13 protein-coding genes are annotated in these 15,943 nt (G+C 63.9%); 8 read left to right on the top strand and 5 right to left on the bottom strand.

Annotated features, from left to right (window positions below; translation table 11 throughout):
• Positions 1–53 precede the first annotated feature (53 nt).
• The 8 genes from MSP7336_RS14305 to MSP7336_RS14270 all read left to right on the top strand — a co-directional run bounded on the left by MSP7336_RS14305 (position 54) and on the right by MSP7336_RS14270 (position 12,680).
• Complete coding sequence (locus MSP7336_RS14305) at positions 54–1,475, top strand: condensation domain-containing protein (RefSeq protein WP_113963977.1); 1,422 nt, start codon at positions 54–56, stop codon at positions 1,473–1,475.
• A gap of 51 nt (positions 1,476–1,526) precedes the next feature.
• The gene (locus MSP7336_RS14300; RefSeq protein ID WP_113963976.1) at positions 1,527–4,514 is read left to right on the top strand and encodes an MMPL/RND family transporter; all 2,988 of its coding nucleotides are present in this window, start codon (positions 1,527–1,529) and stop codon (positions 4,512–4,514) included.
• A gap of 57 nt (positions 4,515–4,571) precedes the next feature.
• A complete protein-coding gene (pe, locus tag MSP7336_RS14295; protein ID WP_069394596.1) occupies positions 4,572–5,684 on the top strand; it encodes an acyltransferase PE in 1,113 nt (370 codons plus the stop codon).
• A gap of 8 nt (positions 5,685–5,692) precedes the next feature.
• Positions 5,693–7,429, top strand: a complete 1,737-nt coding sequence (locus tag MSP7336_RS14290; RefSeq protein ID WP_113963975.1) for an AMP-binding protein — start codon at positions 5,693–5,695, stop codon at positions 7,427–7,429.
• 25 nt (positions 7,430–7,454) lie between these two features.
• On the top strand, positions 7,455–8,105 hold the full coding sequence (locus MSP7336_RS14285; RefSeq protein WP_113963974.1) for a GAP family protein: 651 nt from the start codon (positions 7,455–7,457) through the stop codon (positions 8,103–8,105).
• Between the two features lie 11 nt (positions 8,106–8,116).
• Positions 8,117–9,175 carry an NAD(P)H-dependent amine dehydrogenase family protein gene (locus MSP7336_RS14280; RefSeq protein WP_113963973.1) on the top strand — a complete coding sequence of 353 codons (1,059 nt, stop codon included), beginning with the start codon at positions 8,117–8,119 and terminating at the stop codon, positions 9,173–9,175.
• A gap of 176 nt (positions 9,176–9,351) precedes the next feature.
• Positions 9,352–9,795 (top strand): MmpS family transport accessory protein, encoded by a 444-nt coding sequence (locus tag MSP7336_RS14275; RefSeq protein WP_084226306.1) that lies wholly within the window; start codon positions 9,352–9,354, stop codon positions 9,793–9,795.
• Positions 9,792–12,680, top strand: a complete 2,889-nt coding sequence (locus MSP7336_RS14270; protein ID WP_113963972.1) for an MMPL/RND family transporter — start codon at positions 9,792–9,794, stop codon at positions 12,678–12,680. Before MSP7336_RS14275 ends, MSP7336_RS14270 begins: the two co-directional genes overlap by 4 nt.
• A gap of 30 nt (positions 12,681–12,710) precedes the next feature.
• Here the strand turns inward: MSP7336_RS14270 and MSP7336_RS14265 are convergent, their stop codons facing one another.
• From MSP7336_RS14265 to nadD, 5 genes are read right to left on the bottom strand one after another with little or no spacing between them, the layout of a single operon-like run.
• Complete coding sequence (locus tag MSP7336_RS14265; protein ID WP_113963971.1) at positions 12,711–13,544, bottom strand: DegV family protein; 834 nt, start codon at positions 13,542–13,544, stop codon at positions 12,711–12,713.
• Positions 13,532–14,320, bottom strand: a complete 789-nt coding sequence (octT, locus tag MSP7336_RS14260; RefSeq protein ID WP_244917463.1) for a diglucosylglycerate octanoyltransferase — start codon at positions 14,318–14,320, stop codon at positions 13,532–13,534. The genes MSP7336_RS14265 and octT overlap by 13 nt, the downstream gene beginning before the upstream one ends.
• Positions 14,310–14,972: a glucosyl-3-phosphoglycerate phosphatase gene (gpgP, locus tag MSP7336_RS14255; protein ID WP_069394589.1), complete on the bottom strand. Its 663-nt coding sequence runs from the start codon at positions 14,970–14,972 to the stop codon at positions 14,310–14,312. The genes octT and gpgP overlap by 11 nt, the downstream gene beginning before the upstream one ends.
• A complete protein-coding gene (gene rsfS / locus MSP7336_RS14250; RefSeq protein WP_069394588.1) occupies positions 14,969–15,337 on the bottom strand; it encodes a ribosome silencing factor in 369 nt (122 codons plus the stop codon). The genes gpgP and rsfS overlap by 4 nt, the downstream gene beginning before the upstream one ends.
• Entirely contained in the window at positions 15,334–15,927 is a 594-nt protein-coding gene (gene nadD, locus MSP7336_RS14245; protein ID WP_264078136.1) for a nicotinate-nucleotide adenylyltransferase, read from the bottom strand. The genes rsfS and nadD overlap by 4 nt, the downstream gene beginning before the upstream one ends.
• Between the last annotated feature and the right edge of the window lie 16 nt (positions 15,928–15,943).

The raw sequence follows: 15,943 nt of genomic DNA, 5'->3' as shown, positions 1-15,943 counted from the left end.
TCTCGCCGTGAGCGCGGCCGGACCAGCACCGTTGAACCGAGGAGGATCAGCTATTGCGCATCGGGAAAATAACGGTCGGTTCGCTCGCCGAGTGGAAGCTGACCCCCGGCTCGGTCACCTCCTGGCACCCGACGGCGGCGGCTGCCGAAAAAGCAAGACAGGCCCCGGTCAGCTCGGTGCCGGTCAGCTACATGCAGGGCCAACACCTGCGTAACTACTGCGAACGAACCGCTGCGGGACTGACCTTTTCCCGGCAGATCATCGCCAGCTGTGACGTGCCCGGCAACTGCGATGTTTCTGCGATGGATCAGGCCCTTAACGCCTACCTGCGCCGGCACGACACGTTCCGCAGCTGGTTCGAGCATGTTGGTGACGGGCAGTTCGTTAGGCATTCGTTGAACGACCCCAACGATGTTGAATTCATGCCGGTCGATCACGGCTACATGACCGTCGACGAAATCCGCTCCCACGTCGTGGGCATACCCAATCCGCTGGAGTGGGGCTGCTTCACCTTCGGAATCATCCAAAACGAAGGCCAATTCACGTTTTTTGCCGCCATGGATCATATTCACGGCGACGCGACGTTGATCGGCACCACGATGCTCGAGGCCAACGGAATGTATTCGGCATTGACCGGCGGTGGCGAGCCGCTGGCCCTTCCCGATGCCGGCAGCTATGACGAATTCTGCACCCGCGAACGCGATTACGCTTCGACGTTAACCGTGGATTCACCCGAGGTGCGCGCGTGGATCGACTTCGCCGAGAACAACCATGGTGGATTCCCGGAGTTCCCGCTTCCACTGGGTGACCCATCGGAATCCACTAGCAGTGAGATGGCCTCCGAAGTGCTGATGGACCCGGCGCAGACCGAGCGATTCGAAGCCGCCTGCACGGCCGCAGGCGCACGCTTCGTCGGCGGTTTGTTCGCCTGCCTTGCGCTGGTGGAACACGAATTCACCGGCGCCCTTACCTATTACGGTCTGACGCCCCGCGATTCTCGCACCGCGGCGGACAATTTCATGACGCAGGGCTGGTTCACCGGATTGATCCCGATCACCGTGCCGATAGCCGCCGCCTCGTTCAGCGATGCCGCATGGGCAGCGCAGGCGTCGTTCGATTCAAGTCTGGACATGGCAAGGGTTCCCTATTACCGCGTCCTGGAGTTAGCGCCCTGGTTGAACTGGCCGCGACCGAATTTTCCGGTGTCGAACTTTTTTCATGGCGGCGCCGCCCCGCTCAACGCCGTTCTCGCGGCGGCCGACTTGGGCCTTGCGAACAACATCGGTATCTACCCCGATGGCCGCTACTCATACCAACTGACCATCTATGTATTTCGGTACGGCGAAGGCACGGTAATGGCGATCATGTATCCCGCCAACCCGGTCGCGCTGAAATCCGTCACCCGTTTCATGGAGGCGATGAAGTCCGTCTGCGGGCGCGTCGCGGACAGCGGGCATTGGGGACGCGTCGCATAGCGTGGAGCGATCCGATGGTCAGGGCTTTTCTCAAACCGGGGAGACGGCGAGATGCGACGACTAGCTGATTTTGTAGTGCGGTGGCCCTGGCTGGTCATCGGACTGTGGGTCGCGACCGCGATTGCGCTACCGCTGACGTTCCCCTCCCTGAACGAGATGGCGCAGAAGCATCCACTCGCTATCTTGCCCAGCGATGCACCGTCGAGCGTCGCCGCTCGAAAGATGAGCGAGGCGTTTCACGAATCGGGCTCAGATGACCTGCTGCTTGTAGTCCTGACCAACGACAAGGGTCTGGGACCCTCAGACGAAGCCGTGTACCGCAAACTGGTGGACGCGCTGCGCGCCGACACCCGAGATGTCGTGATGCTGCAGGACTTCATCAGCGCGCCGCCGCTGCGTCCGGTCGTGACGAGTCAGGACCACAAATCTTGGGTGCTGCCGGTCGGGGTTGCCGGCGAGTTGGGCACTCCAGGCTCCTACGCCGCGTTCAACCGCATCAGCGACATCGTCAAGCGCACCTTGGAACAAACCCGACAAGCGGGAACGTCCCTGACGGTGAACCTCACCGGACCGGCGGCCACCGTCGCCGACCTCACGGTCGCCGGCGAACGGGATCGGATGCCGATTGAAGTGGCGATCGCCGTCCTGGTGCTCATTGTGCTGCTGGTCGTCTACCGCAGCGTGGTCACCATGCTGCTGCCGTTGCTGACGATCGGTTCGTCGCTGGTGATCGCACAATCGTTGGTAGCCGGCTACTCGCAGTTGAGCGGCTCGGGCGTCTCGAACCAGTCCATCGTCTTTCTGAGCGCGATCATGGCCGGCGCCGGAACCGATTACGCGGTCTTTCTGATCAGCCGCTATCACGACTACCTGCGCCTGGATCCGGATTTCGATCGCGCTGTCAAACGGGCGATGATTTCGATCGGCAAAGTGATCGCCGCGTCGGCCACCACCGTTGGGATCACATTCCTTCTCATCGGTTTCGCCCGGATGGGAGTGTTCAAAACGGTCGGAGTGTCGGCGGCGATTGGGGTCGGCGTGGCATTCCTGGCCGCCGTCACGTTGCTGCCGGCGATCCTGGTGCTTGCCGGTCCGCGTGGGTGGGTCCGGCCACGCCGCGAACTGACGGCCCGGTTGTGGCGGCGTTCGGGCATCCGCATTGTGCGCCGACCGAAGGTGCATCTGGTCGCCAGTCTGCTGGTCCTGGTCATCCTGGCCAGCTGCGCCGGATTGGTGCGCTACAACTACGACGACCGCAAGGCCCTGCCGGCTTCGGCCCCGAGCTCTCTCGGATATGCCGCACTGGATCGCCACTTCCCGGTGAACCAGTCCATTCCGGAGTACATCCTGGTCCAGTCACCGCACGACCTGCGCACACCTGGAGCCCTCGCGGACCTGGAGCAAATGGCGGACCGAGTCAGCCAACTGCCGAATATCGCCGCGGTCAGCGGCATCACCCGACCCACCGGGGCGGTACCGAAAGAATTCCGAGCCACCTATCAGGCCGGCGCGGTCGGCGCCCTGCTCGCCGGCGGGTCCGAGATGATCAACGACCACAGCGGCGACCTCAACGAGCTCGTCGACGGGGCCGGCACACTGGCCCAAAACCTCAGCGACATGCGCCGCCAAGTCACCCGGCTGGCCGCCAGCGTCCAGAGCTTGGTCGATTCATTCTCATCCACCAGGGACCAGTACGACGGGGACGCGTTGGTCAAACAGGTCGACACCGCAGCCAAGCTCGTCGACCACGTCAACTCGCTCAGCAATGCCATGGGCTGGAACTTCTCCGCCGGCAAGAACATGTTCGCCTGGATAGGCCCGGTGCTGGAGGCCCTGCGGGGCAACCCGGTCTGCGACCTCAACGAGTCATGCAGCGCGACCCGCGGAGATTTCGAACGGCTGCTCGCTGGACATGATCAAGAAGACCTCGACGCGATCAGCGAGCTGGCCGGAGAACTGCAATCGTTCCCGGACAAGGAGTCCCTGGACGCATCGATAGCCCGAGTCCGTGGCGCGTTGACCGACCTCGCCAAGGTGATGCAGTCCATGGGGATGGATCAACCCGGCGGCCTGCAAGCCAACCTGAGCAGCATGCAGGAGGGCGCGAACCGCTTCGCCAGTGGAAGCCGGCAAGTGGCTGACGCGGTGATTCAGCTCGTCGACCAGGTCAAACAGATGGGCGATGGGCTCGATGAGGCAGCGACGTTTCTGTTGTCGCTGAAGCGTGACGCCGCACAGCCGGCGATGGCCGGCTTCAATGTCCCCTCGCAGCTGTTGCAGCTGGCGGAGTTCCAGGACGCCGCGAAGGTATTCATTTCTCAAGACGGCCACTCGGCGCGGTACTTGGTGCAAACCAAACTCAACCCGTTCAGCACCGAAGCCATGGATCAGGTCACCGCGATCAGTCAGGCCGCCCGGGACGCCCAACCGAACACCGCATTAGCGGACGCCACGATCTCGATGGCCGGATACACGGTTGGCCTCAAAGACACCCGTGACTACTACCAACACGACATCCGGTTCATCATCGCGGTAACTCTGCTCGTGGTGCTGCTGACCTTGATCGCGCTGCTGCGTGCAATTGTCGCACCGCTGTATCTGGTTGCCTCGGTGATCGTTTCGTACTTCTCGGCGGTGGGGATCGGCGCGCTGGTGTTTCAGTTCATGCTCGGCCAGCAGCTACATTGGAGCGTGCCTCCGCTGGCATTTGTGGTGCTGGTCGCGGTAGGAGCCGACTACAACATGCTGCTCGTCTCACGCATGCGTGACGAGTCCCCGCGTAGCATGCGATACGGCATCATTCGCACCCTGAGTTCGACGGGCGGCGTCATCACCGCGGCAGGCCTGATCTTCGCTGCCTCGATGTGCGGCCTGTTGTTCTCCAGCATCGGCACCGTGGTCCAGGGCGGTTTCGTGATTGGTGTGGGAATCCTGCTGGATACCTTTGTGGTACGCACCATTACGGTTCCCGCCGTCGCCGCGCTGGTCGGGCGGGCCAATTGGTGGCCGTCACGCGCTCCAATATCGAAGGCGGGTTAGGGGGTGGGCCCGGTGTATGTGAGACTACGAGACGAAGCCGAACGGTCAGGAGTAGGAATGAAAAAGCTACTCGCCGCAGTTACGGCGCTGGTAAGCGCCACAGGCTTTTTCGGCGTCGGGGCTGCGGCTGCCGACGACCCGCCGGCCGGCGGAACCCCGCCCCCCGGAACGCACGCCGACGGGACCGCCTACTCGCTCGGCGGTGCGCACGTTCTGGGCATTCCCTATGACGAGTACATCCGTCGCTCAGGTGCGGACTGGTTTCCCGGCATGAAGCGAGAAATCGTTCCCTACCCGGCAGGTCAGGTGCAGGGCCACGTACTGGAACGGCTCTTCCCGGGCATTGCACGACTCGATCAACTCTTTCCAGGCCTGGGCATGGACGGTCCCAGTGTCGGCGAGTCAGTCGACGAGGGAGAGGGCAACCTTGATGCGGCCATCCGCGCCGGTGGTCGCGGTACCGCGATCGGCCTCTCCGAGGGATCGCTTGTGCTGGATGCCGAGCAGGCCCGGCTCGCGAATGACCCGACCGCTCCCCCGCCTGACCAGCTGAGCTTCGCGACATTCGGCGACCCCATAGCGCGTCACGCCTTCGGTCAAAGCTTCCTGACCGCCATGTTTCCGGTGGGCAGCGTTGTTCCGGCCCTCGACTACCGCATCCCGCCTCCGGTCGAGAGCCAATACGACACCAAGCAGTTCGTGTCCGCCTACGATTCGATCGCCGACTTCCCCGACCGGCCGGACAACATGTTCGCGCTCGCCAACACGTTGATGGGCCTCGCTACCGGCCACACGGCGGTGGCATTCACCAACCCGAGCATGGTGCCGCCGCAGAACATCAGAACGACGGTCAACTCCAGGGGCGCGACGACGACGACGTATCTGATTCCCGAAAAGCACCTTCCGCTGACCATGCCGTTGGCTTACATCGGGTTCTCCGAGGACACGCTCAACAAACTCGACGCGATACTGCTGCCCCGGGTGAATGCGGGCTATTCGCGTAACGACGACCCGGCGACGGCGCCGGTGCAAGTAGACCCCGTCAACGGCTTCGATCCCGCAGCCGTCACCGCGCCCGCCACCCAGGCGACTTTTGGCGGCGGCGCCGATCCGTTCTCACAAATTCTCAGCGGCGCCCTGTCCGTGCTGTCCTCTCAGGGTAAAGGCTGACGGCGGCTATGCCTCCTTCATCTATTCTTTCGATCTTGCATGGGCGTGCGAGTATGCGGCCCAACGATGTGGGATTCACTTTCACCAACTACGAACACGATCCGGCGGGTGTCGCCGAGAGTCTCACGTGGTCGCAGCTATCACGCCGAACACTCAATCTCGCGGGCGAGCTCAGCCCCTATGGGTCGGTCGGCGACAGGGCGGTGATACTCGCTCCCCAGGGCCTCGATTACATCACGGCATTCCTGGGATCCATGCAGGCCGGACAGATCGCTGTTCCACTCCCACTGCCGCACCGCGGCTCGAGTCATGAGCGCGTGGGTGCGGTCCTGGCCGATACATCGCCGTCGGTTGTGCTCACCACGTCGACGGTCGCGGAAGATATCGCCGAGTACGTGCATCAAGCACACCTCGACGCTGTTCCGAAGATCCTGGAAATCGATGCAATCAATTCGATCAATCTGGGCGCCGATGGCGGAACAAGCGTTCGGACAACAGATTTGCCAGATATCGCGTATCTGCAGTACAGCTCAGGTTCGACCCGGCTGCCGACCGGAGCGGTGATCTCGCACCGAAACCTTCAGGTGAATTTCGAGCAGCTGATGCGCGGCTTCTTCGGTGAAGCCCCATCGGACGCCACGATCGTGTCGTGGTTGCCCTTCTACCATGACATGGGTTTGGTGCTGGGAGTCTGCATACCGATCCTGGCCGGTTACCGCGCCGAATTAACCAGTCCGATCGCATTTTTGGAGAGACCGGCCAGATGGGTACGGTCCCTGGCCTGCAATCCGCACGCGTGGTCAGGGGCGCCCAACTTTGCCTTTGACTTGGCAGCCCGGAAGACATCCGACAGTGACCTGGCGGGACTCGACCTCGGCGGAGTGCTGTGCATCATCAATGGCGCCGAACGTGCCGAGCCGGCTACCTTGCAACGTTTCGCTGATCGGTTTGCTCATTTCAACCTTCGCGACCATGTGCTAAGTCCTGCCTATGGCTTGGCGGAGGCAACCGTGTTCGTGACGGCCGGCAACTGGAGTGAATCATCGCCGGCGGCTCACTTCGATGCCGCCGAGCTGGGTTCGGGCCGGGTTCAGCGGTGTGCGCCCGGCGCCGGCACCGGACTGGTCAGATACAAAGTGCCACAATCACCGGCGGTGCGAATCGTCGACAGCGACACACACCGCGAGTGCCCTGCCGACTTGGTCGGCGAAATCTGGGTGCACGGCGCCAATGTCGCCGAAGGGTATTGGAATAAATCTTCGGAGGAGCAACGGTGCTTCGGCGCAACGCTCGTCGACCCGTCGCCAGGCACGCCCGACGGGCCCTGGCTGAGAACGGGCGACTTGGGCTTCATCTACGACGGTGAGCTGTTCATTGTCGGCCGCATCAAGGATCTGCTGGTCATCCGTGGGCAGAATCACTTTCCCGAGGACATCGAGGCGACGGTCCAGGAGATCACACGTGGTCGGGTCGCGGCGATATCGGTCCCGGTGAACAGTACCGAGCAGCTGGTCGCCATCGTCGAGGTCAAGAAGCGAGACGATGCCGCCACCGACGCGATGCGCTGGCTCAGTGACGTCAAAAGCGACGTCACCTCCGCGATATCCAATGCGCACGGCCTGAATGTGAGTGACCTTGTTCTGGTCGCGCCCGGTTCGATCCCGACCACGACGAGCGGCAAGATCCGGCGTGCCGCCTGTGTCGAGCAGTACCGCCAAGGCCAATTCGTCCGGTTAGACGGCTGACCGGCGGGTGGGTGCACACCCGTCGATGCTGATCACCGTGCTGACAATGGCCCTTGCCGTCAGTTTCGAACCGTTCCGGATCGGCATGACGCTGCTCATGCTGAACAGGCCGCGACCCGTGCTGCAACTGCTCGCGTTCTTATCCGGTGGTTTCGCCATGGGAACAACGGTGGGTCTGGTGGTGCTGTTCGTGTTTCGGCGCCGACTGCTCGGGACCACCTATTTCACGTTGCCCAACGTTCAGATTGTGATCGGGCTGCTGGCCCTGGTAATCGCCGGGGTCGTGGCCGTGGGCGTCCCCGGCTGGTTGGGCCCTCACCCGGCGAGGTTGGCGATGCCGGCCCGACGGTTGATGAGCGGCGCTTCGCTGTTGGTCGCCGGAATTGCCGGTCTCGGTATTGCATTGCCGTCGGTCGACTACCTTGCCGCGCTGGCCGTGATACTGGCCTCCGGCGCAGCAGCCCTGACGCAGGTCGCGGTGCTGTTGGTGTTCCACGTGGTGGCCTTCGCGCTCGTTGAAATTCCGCTGCTGGCCTATCTTCTGGCACCCAAAGCAACTGCCAGGTGGGTGGCGGCACTGCACGACTGGATTCGGTCACGTCGCCGCACCGACGCTGCCATCCTGGTGGCTGCGGTCGGCTGTGTGTTTCTCGCCGTCGGCGCGGTCGGTCTTTGAAAGGAGTCACGATGACCATCCCCAGTGCAGCCCGTCCGCTTCGGGTGATCCAGTGGACCACCGGCAACATCGGCCGGCGATCGCTGCACGCCATCATCGGCAGAGAAGACATGGAGCTGGTCGGCGTGTTCGCCCACGGTGAGGGCAAAGTCGGCGTGGATGCCGCCGAGTTGTGCGGCTGGCCCGAGCCGACCGGGGTGAAGGCCACCAATGACATTGATGCGTTGCTCAAGCTGCGGCCCGATGCGTGTTGTTACAACCCGTTGTGGCCCAACATCGACGAGTTGGTGCGCCTGCTGGAGGCTGGGGTGAATGTGTGCACCAGCGCGGCGTGGATTACCGGCGGCAAGCAGACACCGCAGGACCGGCAACGCATCGTGGACGCCTGCCGGCGCGGCGGCTCGACGATCTTCGGCAGCGGCGCTCATCCCGGAATGACCAACTTGGTCGGCATGGTGCTCAGCGGCTCGTGTCAGCGTGTCGACGAAATCCGCATCACCGAATCCGTGGACTGCTCGACTTACGAGTCGGCGGGCACCCAGACTGCAATGGGCTTTTCGCAAGACCCCGACACTCCGGGGCTGGCCGAGAGCGTGCGACGCGAAAGCGAGGTCTTTGCGGAGTCCGCGGCGATGATGGCCGACGCGATCGGGGCGAGGCTGGACCGGATGACCTTCGACGTCCAATTCACTGCCGCCACCGCCGACACCGATCTGGGCTTCATGAAGATCCCGGCGGGAACCGTCGCCGGCGTCTACGGCTACCACCGCGGCTGGGTCGGCGACCGCAACGTCGTCAGCGTCGGGTTCAACTGGATCATGGGCGACCATGTGGTGCCGCCCAAGCCGCTCGAGCACGGGCACGTTATCCAGGTCTTCGGGCTGCCCAATATGCGCACGGTGATCCATTGCCTGCCGCCGAAAGACTGGACCGAGCCTGGCTTCATGGGGCTGGGCATGATCTACACGGCGATGCCGGTCACCAACGCCGTTCCCGCGGTGGTGGCCGCCCCGCCGGGGATCGTGACGCTGGCCGACTTGCCGCCGATTACCGGCCGGGCAGCCGTGTGACCAGCACGGGCACCCCGCGAACGTCATCGTCGCTGAGCCGTCTAGGATAGTTAGCCGTGCAAATGTTCGGTTGACGACGCCGTCAGCACGGCGCCGTCGTTCGACACTGGGCAGCTGGCCAATCTGCCGCCGAGGCCGGGCTAACGAGCAGGATCAGTGAGCGGGAGGAGACTCGGTTGAGAGCTATTCCGGTCAGCAAGATAGCTAAACGCACCTGGATACCTCTGGTGTTGCTGGTGGTGCTCACTGTCTCGGGGTTCGGGGTTGCCCGGCTCCACCGCATCTTCGGATCAGAGGACCTCAACGCGAGTGCCGGCGCCGGGATCGAGATCGTCCAGTTCAACCCGAAGGTGGTGACGTACGAGATCTTCGGCCCGGCTGGTACCACGGCGAGCATCAACTACTGGGACGCCGAGGCCAACACCCATCAAGTCGATGCGGCGCCACTGCCGTGGTCGTACACGCTGAGCACGACCCTGCCCTCGGTGAGCGCCAACATCATGGCGCAGGGCAACGGCAATCAGATCGGCTGCCGCATCACGGTCGACGGTGTCGTCCGCGAGGAGAAAAAGGTCGACGGAACTAATGCGCAGACGTTCTGCCTGGTGAAGTCGGCATGACCCGCCCGAGCCTCAAACGGCCCCACCGGCCCTACATCCCGCATGCCATCCGCCTGTTCGCGGTGCCGATCATCCTGGCGTGGGTGTTCATCACCGTGCTGGTGAACGTCGTTGTGCCGCCGTTGGAAACGGTCAGCGAGGAGCATTCGGCGCCGATGGCTCCGGAAGATGCGCCGTCGATGGTGGCGATGATGCGTCTCGGTCACAACTTCAAGGAATTCGACTCCAACAGCACGATCATGATCGTGCTGGAGGGTGAGCAGAAGCTCGGCGACGAGGCGCACCGTTACTACGACAGCATCATTCGCCAACTCGAGCGTGACCCCGAGCATGTTCAGCACATTCAGGACTTCTGGAGCGACCGGCTCACCGCGGCCGGCGTGCAAAGCGCCGACGGCAAGGGCGCTTACGTCATGCTCAACATCGCCGGAAACCAGGGCCAAACGCTGGCGAATGAATCCGTCGAAGCGGTGCGCAAGGTCATCGATCGGACTCCCGCACCGTCCGGAGTGAAGGCCTACGTCACCGGCCCCGCGGCGCTGTCCGACGACATGCACGTCATCGGAAACGCGAGCCTGGCCAAGATCACGCTGTTCACGTTGGCTGCGATCGCGATCATGCTGTTCTTGGTCTACCGCTCGTTGGTCACCACGCTGGTCCAGCTGTTCATGACCTTCGTCGCGCTGGCATCCGCGCGAGGCGTCATCGCGGTTCTCGGGTATCACAACGTCTTCGGGCTCACCACCTTCGCCGCGAATATCCTCACCATGCTGGCGATCGCGGCCGCAACCGACTACGGAATCTTCCTCATCGGCCGATACCAGGAAGCCCGGGCGGCCGGTGGAGACCGGTTTGATGCCTACTACATCACTTTCCACTCGGTGGCCCGCGTGATTTTGGGTTCGGGCCTGACGATCGCCGGTGCGACGTATTGCCTCAGCTTCGCGCGGCTGCCCTGGTTTCACACCATGGGCGTGCCGGTCGCCATCGGCATGCTGGTCGTCGTGTTGGCCGGCCTCACCCTGGGCCCCGCCGTGCTCACCGTCTGCACTCGCTTCGGGCTGCTGGAGTCCAGGCGAGCAGCCAAAGGACGGCTGTGGCGGCGGGTCGGCACCGCGGTGGTCCGCTGGCCGGCGCCCATTCTCGCGGCGAGCACCGTGGTGGTGCTGATCGGCATGATCGCGCTGCCCGGATTCAAGCCCGGCTACAACGATCGCTATTACCTGCCCGAGAACGCGCCGGTGAACATCGGATACGCCGCCGCGGACCGGCACTTCTCCCAGGCCCGGATGAACCCGGACCTGTTGATGGTCGAAGCAGACCATGATATGCGCAATCCGGCCGACATGCTGGTGTTGGACCGGGTGGCCAAGAACGTCATCCGCGTCGTGGGAATCGCGATGATTCAGGACATCACCCGACCGCTCGGGATCCCAATCCAGCACAGCTCCATACCGTTTCAGAACAGCATGCAGGCCCAGACAACCATGCAGAACATGGCGTTTCTGAAGGAGCGCATGGACGACATCCTGAAGATGGCCGACCAGCTGGGCGTTACGATCGACTACCTGCAGCGGACCTATGACGTTCAACAACGACTTGTCGAGGCTACGCACCGCACGGACGTCGACACCCACGAGCTGACTGAGATCACCGACCAATTGCGGGACCACATCGCCGATTTCGACGATATGTGGCGGCCCATCCGTAGCTACTTCTACTGGGAGAAGCACTGCTACGACATTCCCATTTGTTACTCCCTGCGGTCGCTCTGGGATTCGTTGGACGGTATCGACCAGCTCGACGAAAAGTTCCACGGGCTGGCCAACGACTTTGACGACATCGATCGGCTCCAGCCGCAGTTGGCCGCGCTGCTGCCGCCGCAGATCGAATCGCTGAAGACGACCCGCGCTCTGACGCTGACGCTGCACAGCACTTTCCAGGCGATGATCAACCAGATGGAGTCCATGAGCGATACCGCGATCGTCATGGGGCAAAGTTTCGACAACTCCAAGAACGACGACTTCTTCTACCTTCCCCCCGAGGCGTTCGACAACCCGGACTTCAAGATCGGCCTGAAGATGTTCTTGTCGCCGGATGGAAAGTCCGCGCGCTTTTTCATCACGCATCAGGGCGATCCTGCTACGCCGGAAGGGATTTCACGCGTCGACGCGGAGCGGACAGCCGCTCAGGAGGGCCTCAAACAGTCGTCGTTGTCCGAAGCCAGGGTCTACATGGGTGGTACCGCCGCGACCTATAAGGACATGCACGACGGCGAGAAGTACGACCTGATGATCGCGGTGCTGTCGTCGCTCACCCTGATCTTCATGATCATGCTGTTGCTCACCCGCAGCCTGGTTGCGGCCATGGTGATCGTGGGCACCGCGGCCAGCTCGATCGCCGCGGCCTTCGGGCTGTCGGTGCTCATCTGGCAAGACCTCCTCGGTCACCACATCCACTGGGTGGTGGCCGCGCTGTCGGTCATCATCCTGCTGGCGGTCGGATCGGACTACAACCTGCTGCTGGTATCCCGGTTCAAAGAAGAGATTCACGCCGGGTTGAAGACGGGATACATCCGGGCCATGGCCGGCAGTGGTGGCGTGGTGACCGCGGCCGGCTTGGTGTTCGCGTTCACCATGGCCGCCATGCTCGGCAGCGATTTGCGGGTGCTCGGCCAGTTCGGCTCCACGGTGTGTGTCGGTCTTCTGATGGACACGCTGGTCGTGCGCACGCTGTTCATGCCGTCGATCGCCGTCCTGCTGGGGCGCTGGTTCTGGTGGCCGCAGGTCGTTCATCCCCGCGGGGACAACGCCATTCGACGGCCGTCCGAGCAGCTCAGTGACGACACCGCGCCGCTACCGATCAACGCGGGTTCGGTGCAATAGCCGTCACTTAACGACCAAACCGCGCCGGACTCACTCAGGCACGTCGACGCACACCGCGAGCGCGCCCGCGCCGACGTGCAGGGCGAGCACCGGCCCGAGCCCAGTCACCAACGCAGGTTCACAGGCCGGCAGCCGCTCAGCCAGTGCGGCCGCCACGCTGTCGGCGCCCTCGGGGTTGGCGACATGATGTACCGCCAGCGCGGCGGAGTGATCACCGACAATGTCACACACCCGGTCGATCATTGTCGCGACAGACTTGCTGGCGGTCCGAACACGCTGTGCCAGAACGAGTTTGCCGTCATCGATGCGCAACAGCGGCTTGAGTGACAGGGCGGTGCCCAGCCAGGCCGCGGCACCGCCGATCCGCCCGCTGCGGCGCAGGTTGTCCAGTCGGTGCACCACGATGAAGCCATGGTTGCGCTTGACCGCGGCGGCGGCGGCCTGCGTGACGGTGTCCAGGTCGGCGCCGTCGGAGGCGGCCCGCGCGGCGGCCAGTGCAACGAAACCGGTGTTCATCGCCGTCGATTTCGAGTCGACGACCCGCACGCTCGAACCCATCTCGGCAGCCGTCGCCTCCGCCGCGGCGAACGTCCCCGATAATGCCGCCGAAAGGTGCACGGCCACCACCCCGTCACCGCCGCTGTCGGCCAGCGCCCGCCGATACACCTCGGACAGTTCGGCCGGTGTGGCGGCTGCGGTGGTGGCTTGGCCACGCAGGTGGATGTCGTCGGGAACCTCGTCCACACCGTCGCGCAGGTCGGCGCCCTCGAGCAAAATATGCAGCGGCACCTGACGAATCCCCCACTTGCGGCGCAGCTCCTCTGGAAGGCGCGACGACGAGTCGGTGACGACTACGACTGACATGGTTCCACATCGGTTTGATTGCCCGGCTCCTCATCATCGCGCTCCGCGCTCTGTATCGTCGCCGCGCCAGCCTCGGCCAGTGCCTTGAGCATTAGTTCCGCGACCGCTTGGTGGGCCTCGAAATTCCAGTGGATGCCGTCCGGGTTGCCACGCCCACCCATAACGTGCTCGGCGACTGCTGCTTTCAGATCGACGAGCGGAATGTCGTGCTGCTGCGCCCATTCGGTGATCGCCGCAGCGGTTCCGGCCCGCCCGTGGTGGGCTTTGCCGTACGTCTCAGCGATGTGCACCGACGGCAACGACGCGACGATGGGAATACCGGGACGATTGAAATCAATTGCACCGCGGGTCTGTTCGAGGTATTTCACGGACAGGTGCGGCGGCAGGGCGGACCGAGCGATCGGCGAGATCCGGGGCTGCAGCCAGCCGTAGCCGTCGCGGACCCAGCGGCGTAGCCAGGGCGGCCGCACGTAACGGATCAGCTCACGCAGTGCAGTCGGCAGCGGCGATGGAAGCGAATCCATACCGCCGGTGGCAAAGATGACCGCGCCCGCTCGCGGCAGCGCCGCCCAGGCCCGCGGATCCTGAGTCGCGGCCCACCAGACGTCGCGGCACGTCCAGCCGATGCGCCCGATCAGCTCCACATCCCATCCAAGTTGTGCACCAACGATATTGGGCCAAATGCGTGGGTCGTCGGAGGGCAAGCCACCGGTCGGCCCGTAGTAGGCCAGCGAATCGGCGAAAATCAACAGCACCGGCCGCGATTCAGAGGACATCGTTAGCAACCTGCGCCGAGGCATTCCACACGTCGAGGCGCCACCTGATGCCGTCGAAGTCCGCGTCGGCGGCCGAGTGTCCGGACAACTGAGTCCAGCTGGCATTGCCCATTCCGCCCAGTGCCGGCCAGTTGGCAACCGGAAGCCGCAGCAACGCCCCAGTCATGGCCGCGACCAGGCCGCCGTGCGCGACCAGCACGATTGGTCGCTCGTCGATCCCCCATTCCTTTTCGCTCGCAACCAATTCGGCAATCAGCGGGATGCTGCGGGCGGCGACGTCCACCCGGCTCTCCCCGCCGTGCGGCGCCCAGGAAGCGTCGTCGCGCCAGGCCAAACGCGCCCCGGGGGCGGCCGCGTCGATCTCGGCGTGGGTCATGCCTTGCCAGTCGCCGAGATGGGTTTCGCGTAACCGGCGGTCGACCCGCAGCGTCAAGGCGGTCCGCTCTGAAAGCATCACGGCGGTGTCGTAGGCGCGGCGCAGATCCGACGTCACGATCAGCAGCGGCTGACGTTTGCCGAGCACGTCGGCCGCCGCGCCGGCCTGCGCGCGGCCCAGCTCAGTCAGCTCGGTGTCCAACTGACCCTGCATGCGGCTGCCGAGGTTGAAATCGGTCTGGCCGTGCCGCAGCATCACCAGCCGCCGCCGCTTCACGAGGTGGCCTCCAGATCGACGTCGACCGTCGGGCAGTCCCGCCACAGTCGATCCAGCGCGTAGAAGTTGCGCTCGTCCTGGTGCTGGATGTGTACCACGATGTCGACGTAATCCAGCAGCGTCCAGCGTCCCTCGCGGGCGCCTTCCCGACGCGCCGGTTTGTAGCCGGCCCGGCGCATCTTCTCCTCGACCTCGTCGACGATCGCGTTGACCTGGCGCTCGTTGGATGCCGAGGCGATGACGAAGCAGTCGGTGATGACCAGCTGCCCCGAAACGTCGATCACGACGACGTCGTCGGCGAGCTTGGCCGCGGCCGCACCCGCGGCCACCGTTGCCATGTCGATGGCTTCCTGCGTGGCGGTCATGGTTTGCGGTAAAGCTCTCGTTTCGAGATGTACTGCACGACACCGTCGGGCATCAGATACCACAGCGGCCGCGACTCGTGGGCACGCCGGCGGCAGTCGGTCGACGAAATTGCCAATGCCGGGATTTCGATCAGCGTGAGCGCGTCTTCGGGCAGCCCCTCGAGGACGCCGGCGAGATGTTCGCGGTCCAGTTCGTAGCCGGGCCGGCTCACCCCGACAAAGCGCGCCATCGCGAACAGCTCCTCCAAGTCGTGCCAGGACAGGATGGACGCGAGCGCGTCAGCGCCGGTGATGAAGTACAAGTCCGAGTCGGGATTGATCGTGCGCAGATCGCGCAAGGTGTCCTTGGTGTACGTGAGCCCGCCGCGGTCGATATCGACGCGGCTCACCGAAAAGCGCGGATTGGACGCGGTCGCGATCACCGTCATCAGGTAGCGGTCTTCGGCGGCGCTGACCTGCCGGCTCTTCTGCCAGGGTTGGCTGGTCGGCACGAACACCACTTCGTCGAGATGGAACCGGTCGGCCACCTCGCTGGCGGCGACCAGGTGCCCGTTATGGATGGGATCGAACGTCCCGCCCATCACTCCCAGCCGCTGCTTTCGCACG

It is taken from the genome of Mycobacterium shimoidei (genome assembly GCF_900417275.1).
Classification (GTDB): domain Bacteria; phylum Actinomycetota; class Actinomycetes; order Mycobacteriales; family Mycobacteriaceae; genus Mycobacterium; species Mycobacterium shimoidei.
This window is presented reverse-complemented; position numbering and strand designations above follow the sequence as displayed.